16 protein-coding genes and 1 riboswitch are annotated in these 20,571 nt (G+C 65.9%); of the genes, 7 read left to right on the top strand and 9 right to left on the bottom strand.

The genetic code is table 11. The annotated features are described in order from the left end of the window. Positions 1 to 8: 8 nt before the first annotated feature. A complete protein-coding gene (locus tag HF690_RS04670) occupies positions 9 to 2,840 on the bottom strand; it encodes a bifunctional diguanylate cyclase/phosphodiesterase (RefSeq protein ID WP_338042875.1) in 2,832 nt (943 codons plus the stop codon). A 311-nt stretch (positions 2,841 to 3,151) separates the two neighbouring features. On the opposite strand from HF690_RS04670, the gene HF690_RS04665 reads away from it, so the two are divergent. After that, the gene (locus HF690_RS04665; RefSeq protein ID WP_113064578.1) at positions 3,152 to 4,141 is read left to right on the top strand and encodes a hypothetical protein; all 990 of its coding nucleotides are present in this window, start codon (positions 3,152 to 3,154) and stop codon (positions 4,139 to 4,141) included. A 30-nt stretch (positions 4,142 to 4,171) separates the two neighbouring features. On the opposite strand, the gene HF690_RS04660 is transcribed toward HF690_RS04665, so the two are convergent. From HF690_RS04660 to HF690_RS04640, 5 genes are all read right to left on the bottom strand, one after another. Next, positions 4,172 to 5,068 carry a DUF4097 family beta strand repeat-containing protein gene (locus tag HF690_RS04660; protein ID WP_168608629.1) on the bottom strand — a complete coding sequence of 299 codons (897 nt, stop codon included), beginning with the start codon at positions 5,066 to 5,068 and terminating at the stop codon, positions 4,172 to 4,174. 42 nt (positions 5,069 to 5,110) lie between these two features. Continuing rightward, complete coding sequence (locus HF690_RS04655; protein WP_168608628.1) at positions 5,111 to 5,536, bottom strand: hypothetical protein; 426 nt, start codon at positions 5,534 to 5,536, stop codon at positions 5,111 to 5,113. Further along, complete coding sequence (locus HF690_RS04650; RefSeq protein ID WP_113064405.1) at positions 5,533 to 6,081, bottom strand: RNA polymerase sigma factor; 549 nt, start codon at positions 6,079 to 6,081, stop codon at positions 5,533 to 5,535. The genes HF690_RS04655 and HF690_RS04650 overlap by 4 nt, the downstream gene beginning before the upstream one ends. A 109-nt stretch (positions 6,082 to 6,190) precedes the next feature. Further along, a complete protein-coding gene (locus HF690_RS04645) occupies positions 6,191 to 7,978 on the bottom strand; it encodes a phosphoenolpyruvate carboxykinase (GTP) (protein WP_113064579.1) in 1,788 nt (595 codons plus the stop codon). A 323-nt stretch (positions 7,979 to 8,301) separates the two neighbouring features. Further along, complete coding sequence (locus HF690_RS04640; protein ID WP_113064406.1) at positions 8,302 to 8,880, bottom strand: TetR/AcrR family transcriptional regulator; 579 nt, start codon at positions 8,878 to 8,880, stop codon at positions 8,302 to 8,304. 233 nt (positions 8,881 to 9,113) lie between these two features. Between HF690_RS04640 and HF690_RS04635 the strand changes: the two genes are divergently transcribed. Both HF690_RS04635 and HF690_RS04630 read left to right on the top strand, forming a co-directional pair. Further along, entirely contained in the window at positions 9,114 to 9,911 is a 798-nt protein-coding gene (locus tag HF690_RS04635; protein WP_338042874.1) for an alpha/beta fold hydrolase, read from the top strand. Positions 9,912 to 9,995: 84 nt separating this feature from the next. Then, the gene (locus tag HF690_RS04630) at positions 9,996 to 12,482 is read left to right on the top strand and encodes an acyl-CoA dehydrogenase (protein WP_168608627.1); all 2,487 of its coding nucleotides are present in this window, start codon (positions 9,996 to 9,998) and stop codon (positions 12,480 to 12,482) included. Between the two features lie 73 nt (positions 12,483 to 12,555). On the opposite strand, the gene HF690_RS04625 is transcribed toward HF690_RS04630, so the two are convergent. The 3 genes from HF690_RS04625 to HF690_RS04615 all read right to left on the bottom strand — a co-directional run bounded on the left by HF690_RS04625 (position 12,556) and on the right by HF690_RS04615 (position 16,388). After that, positions 12,556 to 13,461, bottom strand: a complete 906-nt coding sequence (locus HF690_RS04625; RefSeq protein WP_168608626.1) for a CPBP family intramembrane glutamic endopeptidase — start codon at positions 13,459 to 13,461, stop codon at positions 12,556 to 12,558. Positions 13,462 to 13,533: 72 nt separating this feature from the next. Next, positions 13,534 to 15,138 carry a peptide chain release factor 3 gene (locus HF690_RS04620; protein WP_113064408.1) on the bottom strand — a complete coding sequence of 535 codons (1,605 nt, stop codon included), beginning with the start codon at positions 15,136 to 15,138 and terminating at the stop codon, positions 13,534 to 13,536. Between the two features lie 116 nt (positions 15,139 to 15,254). Next, the gene (locus tag HF690_RS04615) at positions 15,255 to 16,388 is read right to left on the bottom strand and encodes a fatty acid desaturase family protein (RefSeq protein WP_168608625.1); all 1,134 of its coding nucleotides are present in this window, start codon (positions 16,386 to 16,388) and stop codon (positions 15,255 to 15,257) included. Positions 16,389 to 16,591: 203 nt separating this feature from the next. Next, positions 16,592 to 16,711, top strand: a riboswitch (SAM riboswitch). 83 nt (positions 16,712 to 16,794) lie between these two features. Between HF690_RS04615 and metX the strand changes: the two genes are divergently transcribed. From metX to HF690_RS04595, 4 genes are all read left to right on the top strand, one after another. Continuing rightward, positions 16,795 to 17,829, top strand: a complete 1,035-nt coding sequence (metX, locus tag HF690_RS04610; protein WP_168608624.1) for a homoserine O-succinyltransferase MetX — start codon at positions 16,795 to 16,797, stop codon at positions 17,827 to 17,829. Position 17,830: 1 nt separating this feature from the next. Then, a complete protein-coding gene (metB, locus tag HF690_RS04605) occupies positions 17,831 to 19,021 on the top strand; it encodes a cystathionine gamma-synthase (protein ID WP_113064410.1) in 1,191 nt (396 codons plus the stop codon). Further along, a complete protein-coding gene (locus HF690_RS04600; RefSeq protein WP_168608623.1) occupies positions 19,018 to 20,145 on the top strand; it encodes a homoserine dehydrogenase family protein in 1,128 nt (375 codons plus the stop codon). The genes metB and HF690_RS04600 overlap by 4 nt, the downstream gene beginning before the upstream one ends. Positions 20,146 to 20,379: 234 nt before the next feature. After that, a complete protein-coding gene (locus HF690_RS04595) occupies positions 20,380 to 20,568 on the top strand; it encodes a DUF6229 family protein (RefSeq protein WP_168608622.1) in 189 nt (62 codons plus the stop codon). The last annotated feature ends 3 nt before the right edge of the window (positions 20,569 to 20,571 follow it).

The raw sequence follows: 20,571 nt of genomic DNA, 5'->3' as shown, positions 1-20,571 counted from the left end.
GCAGCGCGTCACGACAGACCGGTCGCGCCGCGCGACAGCCAGTGCTCGGCCGGTTCGGCGCCCGAGTACAGGAAGCCCTGGCCGTAGCGGCAACCGAGTTCCAGCAGCAGGTCGCGCTGGGCGCCGTTCTCCACGCCCTCGACGATCACCTGCATCTGCATCGAGTCGGCCAGCGCCTGGATGGCGCGGAAGATCGCCGCGCCCTGCTTGTCGGCGTCATCGCTGGTGTCGATGCGCGCCGTGAAGGAGCGGTCGATCTTCAGCACGCCGATCGGATACTGGTGCAGATAGCTTAGCGACGAGTAGCCGGTTCCGAAGTCGTCCAGTGCGATGGCGATGCCATGGTCGCGCAGGCGGTCCAGGGTCAGCTTGATCTGCTCGGGGTTCTCCAGCAGCGTGCGTTCGGTGACCTCGATGCGCAGGTTCTTCGGTGCGACCCCGTGTTCGTCGAGCAGCGACAGCAGCCGGTGGTCGATGTCCTTCATGCGAAGGTGGCGGCCGGAGACGTTGATGCTGACGAAAGCGCCGTCGCGGGTCAGTGTTGGAGCGTGTGCAAAGACCTGCTCGAAGATCTGCCAGTCGATGGCCTCGATGCATCCGCTGTCCTCGGCCACGGTGAGGAAGGCGCCGGGCAGCAGCAGACCGCGCTCGGGGTGGCGCCATCGCATCAATGCCTCGTAGCCGAGGATGCGGCCGTCATCCAGATGCACGATGGGCTGGAAGAACGGTTCGAATTCGTTGCGCGTCATCGCGCGGCGCAGGTCGCCCTCGATTTCCAGGACCGACAGCGCATTGCGGCGCAGGCGGTCGTCGAACCACGCGGCGCGGTGGCGGCCGGAAGCCTTGGCGCTGTACATGGCCGAGTCGGCGTCGCGCAGCAGTTCCTCGGCGCGGCGGTAATGCGGAGCGCTGAGCGTGATGCCGATGGATGCGGAGGTGAACATTTCCTTGCCGCCGACGCGGATCGGGTTGTTCAGTTCGGAGATGATGCGTTCGGCGACGCGGAACACGGAGGGTTCGTCGCCCACGCTTTCCAGCAGCACGGCGAACTCGTCTCCGCCCAGGCGCGCGACGATGTCGTCGCTCTTCACACAGGTGCGGATGCGGCCGCCGACCTGGAACAGCAGGTCGTCGCCGATCAGATGGCCGACGGAGTCATTGATGACCTTGAAACGGTCCAGATCGATGAACAGTACGGCAAAGCGCCTGCTCTCGTCCTCGTGGTAGCGGCGCAGCGCCTGTTCCAGGCGTTGCAGCAACAGGGCGCGATTGGGCAGGCCGGTCAGCGCGTCGTGCAGGGTTTCGTATTTCAGCCGCCGTTCGATGCGTTCGCGTTCGGAAATCTGTTCGCGCAGATCGCGGTTGGCCAGGGCCAGCGCGCGGGTGCGCTCGGTGACGCGGCGTTCCAGACTGGAATAGGCCTTCTTCAGCGATTCCGCGCTGCGCTTGCGCTGCAGAGCGTTGGCGATGTGGTAGCCGACGAAGGTCAGCAGTTCCTGGTCCGGTTTCTTGTAGACGTACTCGGGCGTGTAGCTCTGCACGGCCAGCACGCCGACAGTCTTCTCTTCGCAGATCAGCGGCACACCGAGCCAGCAGAAGGCATTGCTGCCGCTGGGAATCAGTTCGCGTTGTTGCGTCATCTCCTGCATGCGCGCGCGGTCGGCCAGAAGCGCCTCGCCGTGGCGCAGCACGTACTCGGTCAGGCCGCGCCCCAGCGAGCGCTGCCGACGGTCGGCGTCGATTTCGTCCACCGAATAGGGGAAGTCGAGCTTGCGACCGTCGTCACTGAGCAGGGCGATGTAGAAGTTGCGCGAATAGAGCAGGCCGCCCACGACGCGGTGCACGGCGGCGTAGAAGTCGTCGAGACTGTCGGTGGTGTTGGCCAGCTCGGCGATGCGGAACAGCGCGGTCTGCAGGCGCTCGCCGCGCTGGCGTTCGATGACCTGCTGCTGCAGCACGCGATTGGCGTTGCGCAGGGCTTCGGTGCGTTCGGCAACGCGCCGCTCCAGATCCGCGTGTGCTTCGCGACGTTCGAGTGCGGTCTGGACGTGCTGGGCCACGTAGGCCAGCAGTTCGCGGTCCTGCTCGGTGTAGCGTGCGTGTTCGTGGTAGCTCTGCACCACCAGGCCGCCGACCACTTCGCTGCCGCGCAGCAGCGGTACGCCCAGCCAGTCGACCGGCGGCGGCCCGCTCGGGTGCAGGTCGCCCTGGACCTGCGCACGGATCTGTTCGAGGTTGCCGTACAGCGCATGGCCTTCGCGAATCAGATACCAGGTCACGCTCTCCCGGATGCTGTCCATCGACAGGTAGGTATCCGGCGGCGGCGGGTCGGTATCGGTGGTGTCGGCGTAGTAGGCGAAACGCAGGGCATCGCGCTGGCTGTCGTACAGCGCGATGTAGAAATTCTCCGCATACATCAGTGAGCCGACGATGCCATGCAGGGCGTGCATGGTCTCGTCCATGTCGTGCACGGCGCTGGCCTGGTTGGCGATGGCGAACAGCGCGCGTTGCAGGCGCTCGGCCTGGGCCAGGCGGGAGACGGCGTCGTACAGGTGACTCAGCTCGGCCTGCTGATGCAGGCGCACGTCGACCAGTTTGGCCAGCCAGGCCAACTGGGCATGATCGTCGCTGTCGAGCGTCGTCGGCAGACGTGCCATCAGGGTGCGTTGTCCCCGCGGGTCATGGCCCAAACGCAGGGTGCGGTCCTCGGGCGCCTTTTCGAGCGCTTCGAGCGGTTCTTCGAGCCAATAGACATGCAGACCGTCGATTGGCGCCAGGACCTCCGCGACGATATCGGCCACAGCCTGCGCGTCTTCACAGTCGAACAGGCGTTCGATCATGAAGTGGAGCGCTTTCGCCTCGGACAGAACCGGCGTGGCAGCGCGGGTTTGGGCGGCTGAGGTCATAGCACAGGGTGACAGGTATCGGCCTCGGCAGTGTATACCGGCATCTACGCGGATGTCGCGATACGGCGGGATTGTGCGCAATGTCTCACATTGCCTGATACACCTGTTCGAGGCCAATGAACTGAGATCTTCATCATCTGTTAGTAAAAGGTAAAGATGCGTATAATCGAAAGCGAGGGATGCTGCGCGAGGAACGTCCGTGTTCACGCGTGGTCAGAAGATATCGACACGATCCGGGGGCGCTGATGCGCAGAATGCTTTCCAGCTTGATGATGCTTGTGCCGTTGGTTGCGGCAGGGCAGACGCTGGACGGCGTTTCCCCGACCAAGGCCGCGGCCGAGCATGTGGCGGCCTATCGCAGCCTTCAGCGTGTCGACAGTCAGGGCAACATGCTGCTGCCGCTCTGGCGTGACGCCGATGGGCGCATGCTGGCGCTGGTGGGGTCTTCGGATGCACCGCAGGCAGGCGTGCCCGGCGCACTGGATTTCCGGGTCGTCGACGTCAGTCAGGGGTACAGCTCCGGACTGCGTTATGACATCGGTCCGCACGTGGCGGCCTATGCTCAGCTTGCGCAGCACAGCTGGTTGACGCCGAAGCCGGTGCGTACCTGCACGCCGGCCGAGGGCATCGGCTGCCCGGATGCCAACACCCTGAACGCGGCGCGTTTGCTCAGCGGCGAGATCGGCGCCAGCTACAGCGGCAGTGGTTACCGCTTCGATGTGCTGTTCAACAGCACTCGTCCGAGCGTTGCCACCTCGCCGTTGCTGCCGCGCGTGCTGCCGCAGTCGCCGACGGACGTGCTGCCGTTGTGGTCGCTCGATCGCAGCACCAATGTCGCCGCGCGTGGTCGCGTCGCATTGGGCAGTCAGACCGGCATCGACCTGGGCGCGAGCGTCGGTCGGATCCGTCTGCTTCCGGGCAATCTGCTCGGTGTGAACACCCTGGGACAGCGTTCGCTCAGTCTGGGGGTGGACAGCGGGCCGCTCAGCGGTCGCATCACCGGGCGCATGCTGCAGCCCGTGCCGGGCTCCGGCGATGCCGCGTCGTTGTCGATGGGTCCCGAGCGCCATTGGGCCACCATCGATCTGGGTGTTACTTGGCGACTGCCCTGGCAGGGCGAGCTGCGCTTCGGCGCACAGAATCTCTGGTCTTCGGGACAGGCGCCCAAGCCGGTCGAAGGCCCGGAGCCGGATCAGTCGCGGATCCCGTACGTGCAGTACCACCAGGATCTGTAATCGCCACCGTCCGCTCCGGGCGGGTTCCCATCAGTCGTTCTTCTCGATCTTCACGTCGCCGCTGAAGGTCTGCACATCGATGTTGCCGTCGCCCTGGCCAATGCGGCTGTTGAGCGAGGAGCCGGGACCGTGTGCCTTCTCGATCACCTGACCGAAGGCCGAGCGGATGTCGCCGCTGAAGGTCGATACGCGCATCTGCGCGGAGAGGGTGGCCGGAAGGCGCAGCTTGACGTCGCCGCTGACCGAGTCGACCTCGATGTGTCCGTCCTTCTGCAGACCACCGTCGACTTCGACGTCTCCGGACACGGTGTTCATGGAGATCTTCGCGAACGGGCCACCGTGAAGCCGGATTTCGCCGGACACGGTCTCAAGGTCGCCGCGCTGCGCGACCTTGGGCGCGATGATGTCGCCGCTGACCGTCTGGATGTCGGCCTGCTGCATGGCGCCGGAGAGCTCCACGCGCGCGCTCACGGCATCCACGCTGACCTTCGGGCTGTCGGCGTCGATGCGCACATCGCCGCTGACGCTGTTCACGTCGACCGTGCCGCCAGAGAGTCCGCGGATGTCGGTGGTCGCGCTGACGGCATCGACCGCCACTGAGGCGCCGCGCGGCACCTGTACGTCGAGCGTGCTCGGTTCCATGTTGTCATCGCCGCCCCAGTGGAACAGTCCTGATTTTTCGGGTGTCTTCACCTTGATCAGTAGCGTGTCGCCGTCCTTCTCGACCTGGAGTCCCGGTGATCCCTTGCCGAGGGTACCGCCGACGTGCACCTGGTTGCGGTCCCACGTGGTGACCTGGATGGAGCCTTTCACGTTGACGATCTTGACGTGACCGTCGGCGGCGAGGTCGCGGGTCTGATCGATGGGCTGGCCGGCCAGCGCGACGGCGCTGAACAGCAGGAGTGGAAGTACGAGCAGTCGTTTCATGGTGGATTCCTCCTCGGGGAGCGTTGTGTTTCGGAATGGCGGTCAGGGCGCGCGCTGCGTATAGCGTTGCAGGCGCCATTGCTGGACATGGGTGCGTTGCTGGATGCGGCGCAGGAAGGCGGCATCCGGTGCCTGCTGCAAGGCCAGGCGGATTTCACTGTCGGCGGCCTGGAACTCGATGGCGGCGCCGGCCAGGCGCGGATCACGCGGTTTCCAGCGCTGGCCGTGATCGCTGGCCAGGTGTGTGCCGTCGTACAGCGAAGTCGGCGCGCGCAGCAGTGCCGTGCCCAGGAAAAGGCCGATCAGGATCATCGCGGCCGCGGCGGTCATCGGCAGCCATGCGCGAGGTGCGCGCGTCGCGGGTGCGCGCGGTTCGAGTTGTGCGGCAATGCCGGCCCACAGGTCGCGCTGCGGGGCATGCGTTCGGTTCAGGTCGCGGGTCTGGCGCAGCCATTCGAATTCGTTCATGGTCGATCTCCCAGCGCGTCGCGCAGCAGCGCGCGCGCTCGATGCAATTGGGCCTTGGAGGTGCCGCTGGCGATGCCGAGTTCTTCGGCGATGTCGCCGTGTCGCCAGCCTTCGACGTCGTGCAGCACCAGCACGGCGCGGGCGCGCGGTGGAAGGTTCGCGATGGCGCGCTCCAGTTCCTCGCGTTCGGCGGGGCAGAAGGGTTCCTCGCAGGTTTCCGGCAGTTGGTCGCTGTCGAGATCGGTGACCGGGTTGGCGGCCCGCGAGCGCAGCGCCATTAGTGCCGTGTTCACGGCCAGGCGATACATCCAGGTGCCGAAGGTACTCTGGTGACGGAAACCTTCGAGCTTGCGCCAGGCTGTGACGAAGGATTCCTGCACCAGTTCCTCGGCGCGGCCGTGGTCATAGCCGGACAGGCGCAGGACCGTGCCGTAGATGCGCGGCACATGACGCCGATACAGCGACTCGAAGGCGCTGGCGTCACCGCGCACGGCGGCGTGCACCAGGTCGCTGTCGGACGTCTCGGTGGTGGCGTCTGCGGGCATGCTCGCGGGTTGGAGTAGGCAACTGGCGTTCATCGTGCCAGCTTTGATGCGCCCCGCGGCAAATGGGTTTGTATCGCCGCCTCGTTGCGAGGCGGCGATCGAGCAGGTCCTAGGAGGCGACCTTCTTCTGCGCGGGGGCGGCTTCGGCGGCGTCCAGCGCATCGGCGACACGCTGGCGCTCGGCCTTCAGCGCCGCCGGCATGCGGTCGCCGTAGCTGTCCAGATATTCACCGATGGCGACCATTTCGTCGCGCCAGCCGTCACGATCGACGGCGAACAGCTCGGCCACGGCGTCGTCGTCCAGGCCCAGGCCGTCCAGGTTCAGCTCACCGTCGGCGGGCAGGGTGCCGATCGGCGATGCCACGCCCTCGGCCTGGCCGGTCACGCGCTTGAGCATCCACTCCAGCACGCGCATGTTCTCGCCGAAGCCGGGCCACAGGAACTTGCCGTCGGCGTTCTTGCGGAACCAGTTGACGTGGAAAATCTTCGGCAGCTTCGCATCCGGCGTGTCGAACGACAGCCAGTGCGCGAAGTAGTCGGCGAAGTTGTAGCCGCAGAACGGTTTCATCGCCATCGGGTCGCGACGCACCACGCCGACCTGGCCGGTGGCTGCGGCGGTGGTTTCCGAGGCCATCGAGGCGCCGACCAGCACGCCGTGCGTCCAGTCGCGGGCCTCGAACACCAGCGGCACCAACGACTGCCGGCGTCCGCCGAAGACGATGGCCGAGATCGGCACGCCCTGCGAGGACTCGGCTTCCGGTGACCAGCTCGGGCACTGGCTCGCAGAGACGGTGAAGCGGGAATTGGGGTGCGCGGCCGGGCCGTTGGCCGGATCGACGTCGCGACCTTGCCAGTCCTTGACGGGCTTGCCGTCGGGCAGGCCTTCCCACCACGGCTGCATGTCCGCCGTGACCGCTACGTTGGTGAAGATGGCGTTGCGGTCGAGCATCGCCAGCGCATTCGGGTTGGTCTTGGCGCTGGTGCCCGGCGCCACGCCGAAGTAGCCGGCTTCCGGGTTGATCGCCCACAGGCGACCGTCTTCGCCCGGCGTCATCCAGCAGATGTCGTCGCCGACGGTCCAGATCTTCCAGCCGTTGTTGCGGTAGCCCTCGGGCGGAATCAGCATCGCCAGATTGGTCTTGCCGCAGGCCGACGGGAACGCCGCGGCGACGTAGTGGATCTGGCCCTGCGGGTTCTCGATGCCGACGATCAGCATGTGCTCGGCCAGCCAGCCTTCGGTGCGGGCCTGATGGCTGGCGATGCGCAGTGCGTGGCATTTCTTGCCCAGTAGCGCGTTGCCGCCGTAGCCGGAGCCGTAGGACTTGATGCTCAGCTCTTCCGGGAAGTGCATGATCCAGCGGCGCTCGGGATCGAGCTCGCCGGTCGAATGCAGACCCTTCACGAACGAGCCTTCGCGCTCGATGCGCTCCTGCGCGGCCTTGCCCATGCGCGTCATGATGCGCATGTTGGCGACCACGTACGGGCTGTCGGTGATCTCCACGCCGCAGCGCGCGATCGGCGAACCGATCGGACCCATGCAGTAGGGCACCACATACATCGTGCGACCCTTCATGCAGCCTTCGAACAGCGCGTCGATCTTGGCGTTGGCCTCGTCCGGCGCCATCCACTGGTTGTTGGGGCCGGCGTCTTCGCGGTTCGGGTGGCAGACCAGGGTCAGCTTCTCCACGCGCGCCACGTCCTTGGGGTCGGAACGGTGCAGGTAGCAGCCCGGGTGGGTGTCCTGATTCAGTTCGATCAGATCGCCGCGTTCGAGCATGAGTTCGACCAGGGCCTGGTTTTCGGCTTCGGAGCCGTCGCACCAGTGGATCTTTTCAGGGGTGGTCAGTGCGGCGACTTCGTCCACCCACTGATTCAGTGATGCCAGCTTGCTCGTCATGACGATCCCGTCCGCGTAGACATAACCGGGGCGCATAGGCGCGAGAAAGCCGGAACGGTAGTCGCCCGGTCATGCTATTGCAACAAGTGCGTGCACGACGCGCCGCCGCATGATTTGCATGGAAACGTTTGCAATCGTGACGGGAAGCCATTTGTGCGATTTTCGTCGATTCCGTGCGCACGAGCCGGATCGGGGGGCTTTGTGGCCACGCCGTTGCGCGAAGGGACGGGGGCTGGCCCGGACATGCCGGTTCGGGGCGGGCTGAGTGGCGCTCACTGGAAACCGGGGAAAGCGTTCGGACACGCAGCGTTGTTCGGGCGCGCCTAGTGGGGAATCAGGGTTTCGGCCACGTGCTCGACGTAGGCGTCGAATTCCTCGTGACTGAGGCGCGGCATGCCCAACGCGAGGTTCAGCTGTAGGAAACCGACGAAGGCGGCATAGGCCAGGCGCGCGCGGTGGGCGGCTTCTTCCGGCGGCATGGAAGCCTGCAGGTAGGCCTCGGTGAGAAACTGGATACGTCGCTGCGACACGCGCGTCATCAGTGGCAGCACTACAGGATGGTCCAGTGCCTTGAGCAGGGCGGCGTAGATGCGATGCGACGGCACTTCACGGGCGACGCGATGGAAGATCTCGCGCAGGCGTTCGCGCGGGTCGTCGATGGGTTCGATCTGCGCCAGCACGTCGGCCTCGTCGTGCTGTTCCCAGCGTTCCAGCGCCGCCAGCAGCAGGGCCTCGCGATTGCGGAAATGCCAGTAGAAGCTGCCCTTGGTAACGCCCAGGCGTCGCGCCAGGGCTTCCACGGCCAGTGCGTTCACGCCGCTTTCGGCGATCAGCTCCAGGGCGCCAAGTTCCCAGTCTTCGGCGGAAAGGCGCGTGCGTTCGGTCTTCTGTCGGGCATTCATGCGTTCATGCTAGCCGCTCCGGGGCGGGATGCAATCACTACGTGCGTCGGCGCACGGTGCGTCGGGAGCGGAACCATACGCATGCGCATTGACAGTGCTGCCCCGGGGCTTACATACTCATGCGTATGGTGGAACTAGGCGACCAGCGCGAACACGTCCGGAAAACGCACATCGAAGGTGCGGGTGGAATTCGTTTGGCTGCTGAAGTGCGCAATCCGGAGGGGACTCCGTGCGTGCTGTTCGCACATGGCTTCGGACAGACGCGGCACGCCTGGTCGGCCACGGCCGACGCCATGGCCGTGGCGGGATGTCGCTGTGTCAGCTTCGACGCGCGAGGGCATGGCGGCAGCGGACGGCCGGATGACGGATACCACATGCAGCAGTTCTTCGACGACCTGCGCGCGGTGGCCGAGGCGCAACCGCATAAGCCGATTCTGGTCGGCGCCTCAATGGGCGGCCTGCTGGGGCTTGCGGTTACGGGCGAATCCGATGTGCCGCCGTTCTCGGCGCTGGTCCTGGTCGACATCACGCCGCGCTGGGAGACCTCGGGCGTGGCGCGCATCCTCGATTTCATGCGCGCCTGGCCGGATGGCTTCGGCGACTACGACGAGGCCGCGCAGGCCATTGCCGCCTATCTGCCGCACCGACGCGGGCGCAAGAGTGCCGAACAGCTGCAGCCGTTGCTGCGGCGCGGTGAGGACGGTCGTCTGCGCTGGCACTGGGATCCGCGCATGCTGCAGCCGATTGCCGAGGAAGGCGAACGCCATCAGCCGCGCCTGATCGAGGCCACTCGCCGCGTGAAATTGCCGGTGCTGCTGCTGTCTGGTGGCCGCAGCGACGTGGTTTCGCAACGGACCATCGACGAATTTCTCGAATTGGTGCCGCATGCGCGGCACATCGAGTTGCCGCGCGCCACGCACATGGTCGCCGGCGACGCCAACGATGCCTTCACCCGCGCCATCGTCGATTTCATCGGCGTCGGTGCGGAGCAGGTGCACTCCATGATGGGCCAGCCCTCCGGGGCGGCCTGAAACCGCTGCGGCGGAACATTCCGCCATGGCACGATGAACGTACGGCTCTCCGGAGCCGGCAACGAAGAAGCACAGGTGATAGACATGTCCGCCTTCATTCCTCTTCTGGCCGCCCTGATCGCCTCCGGCGTATGCGCCTATCAGCGCGCCGGGTTGCGTACCTGGACCGCAGTGACCGCAGTCGCCATCGTGGTGTTCGGTCTGATCGCCTACGCGCCGGTCGCCACCGTCGTCACGCTGATCGTGTTCGGCCTGATCGCGGTGCCGCTGAACCTCGACAGCTTCCGTCGTACTCGGATCAGTGCGCCGTTGCTGAAGATGTTCGCCAAGGTCACGCCAAAGCTGTCCGACACCGAGCAGACGGCATTGGAAGCCGGCACGGTCGGGTTCGAAGGAGAGTTGTTCTCCGGCAAGCCGAATTGGTCCGAATTGCTGAAGCAGCCCAAGCCCGAGCTGTCTGCCGAGGAACAAGCCTTCCTCGACGGGCCGGTGGAAGAGCTGTGCGGCATGCTCGATGACTGGCAGGTTACCCATGAGCTGGCCGACCTGCCGCCGGAAGTCTGGGATTTCATCAAGCAGAACAAGTTTTTCGGCATGATCATCCCGAAGCGCTACGGTGGTCTGGAATTCTCCGCGCTGGCGCATTCGGCGGTGCTGCAGAAGGTTGCCAGCATCTGCTCGACGGCGGCCTCGACCATTGCCGTGCCGAATTCGCTGGGGCCGGCCGAACTGTTGCTGCATTACGGTAGCGAGGAGCAGAAAGATCACTTCCTGCCGCGCCTGGCGGATGGTCGCGAGATTCCCTGCTTCGCGCTGACCGGCCCGACAGCCGGTTCCGACGCCACCTCGATTCCCGATTTCGGCATCGTCTGCAAGCAGATGCACGAGGGTGAGGATGTGCTCGGCATCCGCCTGACCTTCGACAAGCGCTACATTACGCTGGCACCGGTCGCGACCATCGTCGGCCTGGCGTTCCGCATGTACGACCCCGAGCACCTGCTCGGCGAGACCGAGGATCTGGGCATCACCCTGGCGCTGATTCCGCGCGAGACCGAGGGTCTGGAAGTCGGTCGCCGCCACTTGCCGCTGAACGTGCCGTTCCAGAACGGCCCGGTGCGCGGCAAGGACGTGTTCGTGCCGCTGTCGACGCTGATCGGCGGTCCGGACATGGCCGGTCACGGCTGGCGCATGCTGGTCGAATGCCTGTCGGTCGGTCGCGCCATCTCGCTGCCGTCCAACGCCACTGGCGGCGTGCGCGCGGCCAGTGCGGCGACGGGCGCGTATGCACGCATCCGCAAGCAGTTCGGCCTGGCCATCGGCCGGTTCGAGGGTGTCGAGGAAGCGCTGGCGCGCATTGGCGGCTACACCTACGCCACGGCCGCGCTGTCGCGCGCCACGGCCGCCGCCGTCGATCGCGGCGAAAAGCCGGCGGTGCCGTCGGCCATCGCCAAGTACCACGCCACCGAGTGGGGCCGCGAGGTCTCGCGCGACGCGATGGATGTGCATGGCGGCAAGGGCGTCCAGCTTGGTCCATCGAACTACCTTGGCCGCGCCTGGCAGGGCGTGCCGATCGCCATCACGGTGGAAGGCGCGAACATCATGACGCGCAGCCTGATGATCTTCGGTCAGGGCGCGATCCGCTGCCATCCGTACGTGCTTAAGGAGATGCAGGCGTTGTCCATCGAGGACAAGAAGGAGCGCCTGAAGACCTTCGACCGCGCGCTATTCGGCCACATCGGCTTCGGCTTCTCCAACGCCGTGCGCGCGTTCACCCTGGGTCTGACCCACGCCAAGATCGGCAAGGCACCGGGCGATGCCTACACCCGCCGCTACTACCGCAAGCTCAACCGCTATTCGGCCGCGTTGGCGCTGTGCGCCGACGTGTCGATGGGCGTGTTGGGCGGGCGCCTGAAGTTCAAGGAGAAACTGTCGGCGCGTCTGGGTGACGTGCTGAGCTACCTCTACATTGCCAGCGCGATGCTGAAGCGCTATGAGGACAGTGGTCGTCCCGAGGCCGACCGTCCGCTGCTGGCGTGGGCATTCCATGCCTGCGTGTGGCGCATGCAGATGGCGCTGGACGGCGTGATCCGCAATTTCCCGGTGCGTCCGGTGGCGTGGCTGCTGCGTGCGCTGGTGTTTCCGTTCGGCCGGCGCGAAGTGCCGCCGTCCGACCGTCTCGGCCATCGCGTCGCGGCGCTGCTGATGTGTCCCAGCGAGGCGCGCACGCGACTGCTGGAGTGGTCGTTCATGACGCCGACGGCGAACAATGCGATCGGCCGCATGAACGCCCTGCTGCCGGACGTGATCGCTGCCGAGCCGATCGAGCGCAAGTTCCTGAAGGCGCTCAAGAGCGGCAAGATCACCGCGCACGAATACACCGAGAAGCTGGCGCAGGCTGAACAGCAGGGGGCCATCAGCGAAGCCGAGCGCGAACTGCTGCAGCGTGTGCATGACGCCACGCTCGAGTTCATCAACGTGGATGATTTCGATCCGTCGGAGCTGGTCGCGGCCAAGGTCCGTGACGGCAAGTCCGGCAAGGAAAGCGGCAAGGGCAGCAAGCAGGCCGCTTGAGGGAAAGCGGGGAGAGAGGGGCACGATGCGCCTTCCGGCAACGGGAGGCGCATCGTCGTATCTGGCGCCTGGATCAGCCCGGGCGGCGTTTCCAGAATGGCGGCACGATGCTGTTCCGGCGCAGCGCGATGAACAGGAACACGCCGGCCAGTGCGAGGCAGCACAGCGGCGTGATCAACGAGGCTTCCGGACCGAAGGTGCCGCCACTGAGCCAGTTCGGTCCAGTCAGTTCGGCCTGCAGCCAACCGTGCGGCGGAAGACCGGAAACCGGCGTGCCGAAGACCGGACCCTCCATCACGTTCCAGGCAGCGTGAAGCCCCATGCACAGCCACAGCGAGCGGGTCACGTGATAGACCAGTCCGAACAGCACGCCGGCCTCGATGGCGATGGCCAGACCGCTCCATAGTGTGGCGTTGGGATTGCCCAGGTGGATCGCGCCGAAGGCCAGCGCAGAGATCAGCACCGCCAGCCACGTGCCCAGGCTTTCCTCGACGATGCGAAACAGCGCGCCGCGGAACATGATCTCCTCACTGATACCAGCGCCCAGGCCGAACATCAGGATCGACTCCAGCCACGGCACCTGGGCGTTCGTTCCCAGCACGCGGTAGCTGCCGGCCAGCCACAGGATGCCGATGACCACGCTGAGCAGGGCCATGCCGAGCAGGACGCCGCCGATAAAGTGCGCGGGGAGCTTGCGCCAGGCCAGCTCGGTGGGCCATCGGCGTTCGATGACGCGCGTCAGGATCAGGTAGGCGATCACGGCCGGTAGCGCGCGAATGATGAGCTGCGCCCAGCCCTTGATGTTCGGATTGCCCGAAGATGGGCTCCACCCGAGCAGGTGCAGGGCCATGCCGGTGAGGAACGCGGCGGCCACGAACAGCAGCGCGAAGAGGATCAGTCGCGCCAGCGCGGAGTAGATCAGCCAGCGTTTCCAGCCGCTCGCGTTGGCGGGCGTCTGAAAGGCGAGGTTCTTGTACATGTCCGTCCCCCTGATGGTCGAGTGGCCAGATTAGCAGCCGCACTCGACATCAGGTAGGCGGAGCGCGGCTCGCTAGCCGACTTCGACCGAGCTGGCGTGTTCGCGCGTCGCGGCGAAGGTCACGTCCGGCCAGCGCTCCTGCGTCAGCTGCAGGTTCACGCGGGTCGGCGCCAGATAGACCAGCGCGCCGGAGGCGTCCACGGCCAGGTGCTGCGCATTCTTCTCGCGGAACTGTTCCAGCATCTTCTCGTCGTCGCAGTAGATCCAGCGCGCGGTGGCAACGGTGACGTTGTCGAACACCGCCTCCACGCCGTATTCGTCCTTCAGTCGGTAGGCGACCACGTCGAACTGCAGCACGCCGACGGCGCCGAGGACGAGATCGTTGGACATCAGAGGACGGAAGAACTGCGTCGCGCCTTCCTCGGACAGCTGCGCCAGTCCTTTCTGCAGCGCCTTCATCTTCAGCGGATCGCGCAGCCGCGCACGGCGGAACAGTTCCGGCGCGAAGTTGGGAATGCCGGTGAAGTTCAGCGCCTCGCCTTCGGTGAAGGTGTCGCCGATGGAAATGGTGCCGTGGTTGTGCAGGCCGATCACGTCGCCCGGGTAGGCCTTGTCGACGATGTCGCGGTCCGAGGCCATGAAGGTCAGCGCGTTGGCGATGCGCACATCCTTGCCGGTGCGCGTCTGCAGCATTTTCATGCCGGCCGAGTAGGTACCTGAGCACACGCGCATGAAGGCCACGCGGTCACGGTGCGCCGGATCCATGTTGGCCTGGATCTTGAACACGAAGCCGCTGAGCTTCTCCTCGTCGGCCTCGACTTCGCGCGTGGTGGTGGCGCGCGGCTGCGGACCGGGCGCGTGTTCGACGAAGAAGTCCAGCAGCAGCTGCACGCCGAAGTTGTTCACCGCCGAGCCGAAGAACACCGGCGTCTGCTTGCCGGCCAGGTACTGCGCCGGGTCGAACGGTTCGACCGCGCCGGTGACCAGCTCCAGCTCGTCACGCAGTTCGGCCAGCGCCTCGGCGCCGAGGGCGGCCGCCAGTTCCGGATGGTCCAGGCCCTTGAGCACCTTCGCTTCCTGGCGCTCGTAGTTCTTGCCGGCCTCGTACAGATGCACCTCGTCGCGGACCAGGTGGTAGACGCCCTTCAGGCGCTTGCCCATGCCGATGGGCCAGGTGATCGGCGCGCACTGGATGCCCAGCACCGATTCGACCTCGTCGAACAGCTCCAGCGGCGAGCGGCCCTCGCGGTCGAGCTTGTTGATGAAGGTCATGATCGGCGTGGTGCGCAGACGGCAGACCTCCATCAGCTTGATGGTGCGCGCCTCCACGCCCTTGGCACAGTCGATCACCATCAGCGCCGAGTCGACCGCGGTCAGCACGCGGTAGGTGTCCTCGGAGAAGTCGGCATGGCCCGGAGTGTCGAGCAGATTGACGATCCTGCCGCCGTACGGGAACTGCATGACGGAGGAGGTCACGGAGATGCCGCGTTCCTTCTCCAGCGCCATCCAGTCGGACGTGGCGTGGCGCGCGGCCTTGCGGCTCTTCACCGAGCCGGCCATCTGGATGGCGCCGCCGAACAGCAGCAGTTTTTCGGTCAGCGTGGTCTTGCCCGCGTCAGGATGGCTGACGATGGCGAAGGTGCGCCGACGCGCGGTTTCGGTGCGGTGGCTGGACATGGGCGTGGGCCGCAGCGTTAAACCACTCATGATAGCGCGCCGCCGACCTGCCGCGCATCTGCGCGCAGGGTGCGTTCGGGCCGGGTCCCGCTCGGGGTGGTCGAGTGCTGGGCTTGTCAGGCGGGTTGCAGGCTCATTCTGCGCAGCCATCGGTAGTGCGAGGCGATGCTCGCGGCGAACGAGGGGCTGACATGGTAGGGCAGCCCGAATTCGCGGCAGGTTTGTTCGACCACGCGCGCCACCGCCGGATAGTGCACATGGGCGATGCGGGGGAACAGGTGGTGCTCCACCTGGAAATTGAGCCCGCCGATCAGCCAGGACAACGTCCGGTTGTGCGGCGCGAAATTGACGGTGGTGTGCAGCTGATGGACGGCCCATGACGTGTCCAGATGCGGCGTTTCGCGGGCCGGTTCCGGAAACGACGCGGCCTCCACGACGTGCGCCATCTGGAAGACCAGGGCCAGCAGCAGGCCGGAGACGGCGGCCACCACCGCATAGCCGGCTACGACCACGGTCCACGGATGGAACGCCAGCGGCACGCCGAAGGCGAGCATGAAGAACGCCAGTTTGCCGAGCACGAACACGGCCAGGTCCGCGCCGCGCGGACGTGGGAAGGGTCGACTGCCGATGGTGCCGGTGAGCAGATCACGGAAGTCGCCGTACAGGTGCCAGCGCAGCACGGTCACGGCATACAGCGGCCACAGGTACAGATGCTGCCAGCGGTGCCAGGGGCGTCGCTGCTGACTGGGCGAAAGACGCGCCAGCACGCCCAGGTCGATGTCGCTGTCGTGGCCGTCCACATTCACCCAGGTGTGATGGAAACGACCATGTTTCCATTGCCAGATGTAGGAGCTACCGCCGACCAGGTCGAGGGTCATGGCCATCAGCCGGTTGACCCAGTGCCGTTTCGAATACGCCAGGTGCCCGCCGTCGTGCATGATGTTGAAGCCGATGCCGGCAGTCGCCGCGCCCAGCGCGACCGCCAGCGGCAGCGCTTGCCACCAGGTCTGCGCCAGGAACACCAGGGCGACGTAGGTCAGTGCGAAGGCCGCCAGGATGATCGCGGTCTTGGCATACATGCGCGCATTGTCGCGGGGATCGCAGCCGCGTTCTCGCAAGTCCGCCAGGACGCGACGCTTGAGTTCGTGATGAAAGGCGTTGTCGCCGTTGAAGCGGAGCGGTCCCGCCTGTCGGCCTGTGGGCGAGGGGGCGGTCGCTGGGCCGTGGCGCGATGCAGCGTTGCGGGACATGGGGACATCGTCTGATTGGGAGTTTCATGGTACTCCGTCCGGCGTCAAGCGGATGTTCGGGCGGTCGGTGTGGGCTTTTCGGCAGTTCATGGTCTTCCGTGCATGTGTCGGATTGAGTGTGGTCGAGGGGAGTGATGTTTTCGAATATGGACGTATAGACGTCTATTGACATGCATCATTCGCCTCGATAGAGTTCTTCGCAACACTCATCGAGACCGGCTGAGGGACAGGCCCGACGAAGCCGGGGCAACCCGCGGACACCGCAAGGTTCCGCACGGTGCCAACTCCTGCGGGGGCGCGAAGCGCTCACCGAGAGATGAGTCGAAACGTTCCGGTGCATGCGCCCGGGGCGTGACGATTCTCATCCGGTGCTCCGCAGGTCGATGTCGACACGCCGGAGCGCCGCATGACTCTTCAAGCCGTCCCCACCGCCGAACCGCCTGCCTCGCTGTGCGAGGCAGGCGGCCTCGAGCGGAACGCCTTCCCATTCCAGCGGCATGTACGCCATGTCCGATTCGCGCCCCGGCATGCGGAGGGTGCGCGCGATGTGGCCGTGCGCTATCTGTGGATCGGTGCTCCGGGTGCGCCGACGGTGATCGTGCAGGGCGGTATTTCGGCCGATCGCGACGTCTTCGCCAGTGATGCGGCGCCGCGCGATGGCTGGTGGCAGGCACTGGTTGGCGTCGATCGCGCGATCGATCTTCGACGGTTCCGCGTGCTGGCGATCGACTGGCTGGACGCTCAGGACCTGGGCGCTTCGGCGGTGTCCACGGCCGATCAGGCCGATGCGCTGGCGGCCTTGCTGGACGCGTTGCAGATCGGGCGCGCGCAGGCCTTCATCGGCGCGTCCTACGGCGCCATGGTCGGGTTGGCCTTCGCTGCACGACACGGTCATCGCGTCGGGCATCTGGTTGCGCTGGCCGGCGCGCATCGTCCGCATCCCCTGGCCACGGCGCAGCGCTCCGTGCAGCGCGAGATCGTCCGCTTCGGTCTGCACTCGGGCGAAGTCGATCGCGCGTTGGCGCTGGCGCGACAGCTGGCATTGACAACCTATCGAGGCAGCGAGGAATTCGCCACGCGTTTCAGCGGTGAGGCGCGTTTCGCTGACGGCCGTTTCCGTCTTCCGGTCGAGGACTGGCTCGAACACAACGGCCGGCGCTTCGTCGAGCGTTTCGATGCGCATCGCTATCTGTCGCTGTCCGAGTCCATCGATCTGCATGCCGTCGATCCCTCCGCGGTGCGTGTGCCGACGACGCTGATCGGCTTCGCCACCGATCGTCTGGTGCCGCTCGCCGACCTCTGCATGCTGCAGCGCGCCCTCGGCGCGCCGGCCACGCTGGAAGTCATCGAAACCGTCTACGGGCACGACGGATTTCTCAAGGAAACCGCCCAGCTCGCGCCGTTGCTGCGCGAGACGCTGAACGCCTGCTGTGGAGCCTGACATGACCCATTCCGCCCCGTCCGCGACCCGCGCCGTGCGCGCCGGTATCGAATCCGACACGCAGCATGGCGCCGTGGTGCCGCCGCTGCACCTGTCCACCAACTACAGTTTCGCCGGATTCGGCCAGAAGCGCGCCTACGACTACTCGCGCAGCGGCAATCCGACACGCGATCTGCTGGCCGAGGCACTGGCCGAATTGGAGCAGGGCGCGGGCGCGGTGGTCACGGCCAGTGGCATGGCGGCCGTGGCGCTGGCCTTGGAGTTGGTCCCCGCCGGTGGCCGTGTGCTGGCCGCGCACGACTGCTACGGCGGCACCTGGCGACTGCTCGATGCCTGGGCGAAGAAGGGACGTTTCGAGGTGATCTTCGCGGATCTCACCGATCCGGCGAGCCTAGGCGAGGGCCTGGCGCGCAAGCCGGATCTGGTCTGGGTCGAGACGCCGTCGAACCCGCTGCTGCGCATCACCGATGTGCGCCATGTGGCGCAGGCGGCGCATGCCGTGGGTGCGCTGTGCCTGGTCGACAACACCTTCCTGTCGCCGGTCTTGCAGCAACCGCTGGCGCTGGGTGCGGACGTGGTGCTGCATTCGACCACCAAGTACATCAATGGGCACAGCGACGTGGTCGGTGGCGCAGTCGTCGCACGCACGCCGGAGCTGGCCGAACAGCTGAAATGGTGGGCCAACTGCCTGGGGCTGACCGGCGCGCCGTTCGACAGCTTCCTGACCCTGCGCGGCCTGCGTACGCTGGATGCACGTCTGCGCGTGCATCAGGAGAACGCCGAGCGCATCGTTGCGTTGCTGGACGGTCATCCGGCCGTGGCGAAGGTTCACTATCCGGGCTTGGCATCGCACCCGCAGCATGCGCTCGCGGCGCGTCAGCAGCGCGGCTTCGGCGCGATGCTCAGCTTCGAACTGCAGGGCGGCGAGAACGTCATCTGCGCCTTCCTTGATGGTCTGCGGTATTTCTCGCTGGCCGAGTCGCTGGGCGGCGTGGAGAGCCTAGTCGCGCATCCGGCCAGCATGACGCATGCCTCGATGGCGCCGGAAGCGCGGCGCACGGCCGGTATCGCCGATTCGCTGCTGCGGGTGTCGGTGGGCATCGAGAGTGCCGAGGATCTGGTCGATGACCTTCGGGCTGCGCTCGATCGCGCGCAGCGTGCGGTAGCGCGCAAACCTGCGGTGTCGGCATGAACGCGGTACTGGCTCCACATGGGACGAATCCGGCCTTTGAAGCGCCAGCGCGCGAGGACACCGTGGCCGTCGTGCTGTTCGGCACCGGGGTGGTCGGCGGGGCGTGGTTGCGTCTGTTGAACACGCCGGCCGGTGCGCGATTGCGTCTGGTCGGCGCCGCCAACTCGCGCTGGCAGACCACCGATCCGAACTGTCTTGCGGATCGCGGCCTGCGCGAGAATCTCGACCGCGGTGGCGATCGGCGCGACGACGCGGCGCTGCTGGCCGCGCTGGATGCCAGTGCTGCGAAGACAAAAGTCATTCTCGATGCAACCGCCAGCGATGGACTTGCTGCCACACATGCGGTCTGGCTGGCGCAGGGTTATCACGTCGTGACGGCCAACAAGGCCGCGGCAGGGGGCGCGCTGGAAGTCTGGCGCGCGCTTTCGGAGGGGGCGCGATGTCGCAACCGTCGATATGGCGATGCGGCCACAGTTGGTGCGGGATTGCCGGTGATTACCACCTTGCGCCGTTTGCGCGCGTGCGGTGACGAACTGCTGAATCTTGAGGGCGTTTTCTCCGGTTCATTGTCTTGGCTGTTCAGTCGCTACGATGGCATCGTTCCGTTTTCCGAACTGCTCCGTGATGCGCGTGAGCGGGGTTATAGCGAACCGGACCCCCGTGCTGATCTGTCCGGGCAGGACGTGGCCCGCAAGCTGCTGATCCTCGCGCGCAGCGCCGGGTTCGAGCTCGAGCCCGGCGATATCGAGGTCGAGAATCTGGTGCCGGAAACGTTGCGCGGGTTGCCGCTGCAGGATTTCATGGCGCGCACGCACGAGCTGGATGCGGCTCTCGCTGCTCGTCATGCGGACGCCGCGTCCCGAGGCCGGCGTCTTCGTTATCTGGCGCATCTGGATCGCGATGGCGTGGCCCGTGTCGGTCTCCGTGCCGTGTCGGAGGATCATCCGACAAGCGGTCTACGCGGCACCGATAACTTGTTCGCGCTGACGACGACCCGCTACCAGACACGGCCACTAGTGATCCAGGGGCCGGGGGCGGGCGCAGACGTCACGGCGCAGGCCTTGCTGGGGGATATCTTGTCTCTTTCCGGAGACGGAAAGGCAGTAATTTCCGAATATGTGTAGGGAGTTAGGTGTTTGTGCATGAAAGACGCGCACATGTGATGCATACGTCTATACAAGCTTCCTGCAACCTTGCTAAGTTCGTCATGGGGTGTCGGGTCCGATATCCCGCATTGCGTGCTGGAAGCATTACAGGAAGTGGCAGTCCCGCGCACTCATCCGTTCACGGGTCTGGCTCCTCCTGAAAGGGTTTCTTGCACGAAGTTCTCAACTTCATTTTTTGCAGGAGGCTAAATCATGAGCAACGAGAACCAGATGGACAACGCCGCGCAGTGGCGCGAAGAGGCTGGCACGAACAATCCGGCCGGTCCGCTGTTCGCCGGTGACGGCTTTGTCGAGTCCGACATCGCCGGTGAGGCCAGCATCATCACGCTGGATGGTTGCGGTACGGCGTGTACCGGCTCGGTCACGCGTTACTGCTGCTAAGAG

The organism is Oleiagrimonas citrea, from assembly GCF_012395255.1.
GTDB lineage: Bacteria > Pseudomonadota > Gammaproteobacteria > Xanthomonadales > Rhodanobacteraceae > Oleiagrimonas > Oleiagrimonas citrea.
This window is presented reverse-complemented; position numbering and strand designations above follow the sequence as displayed.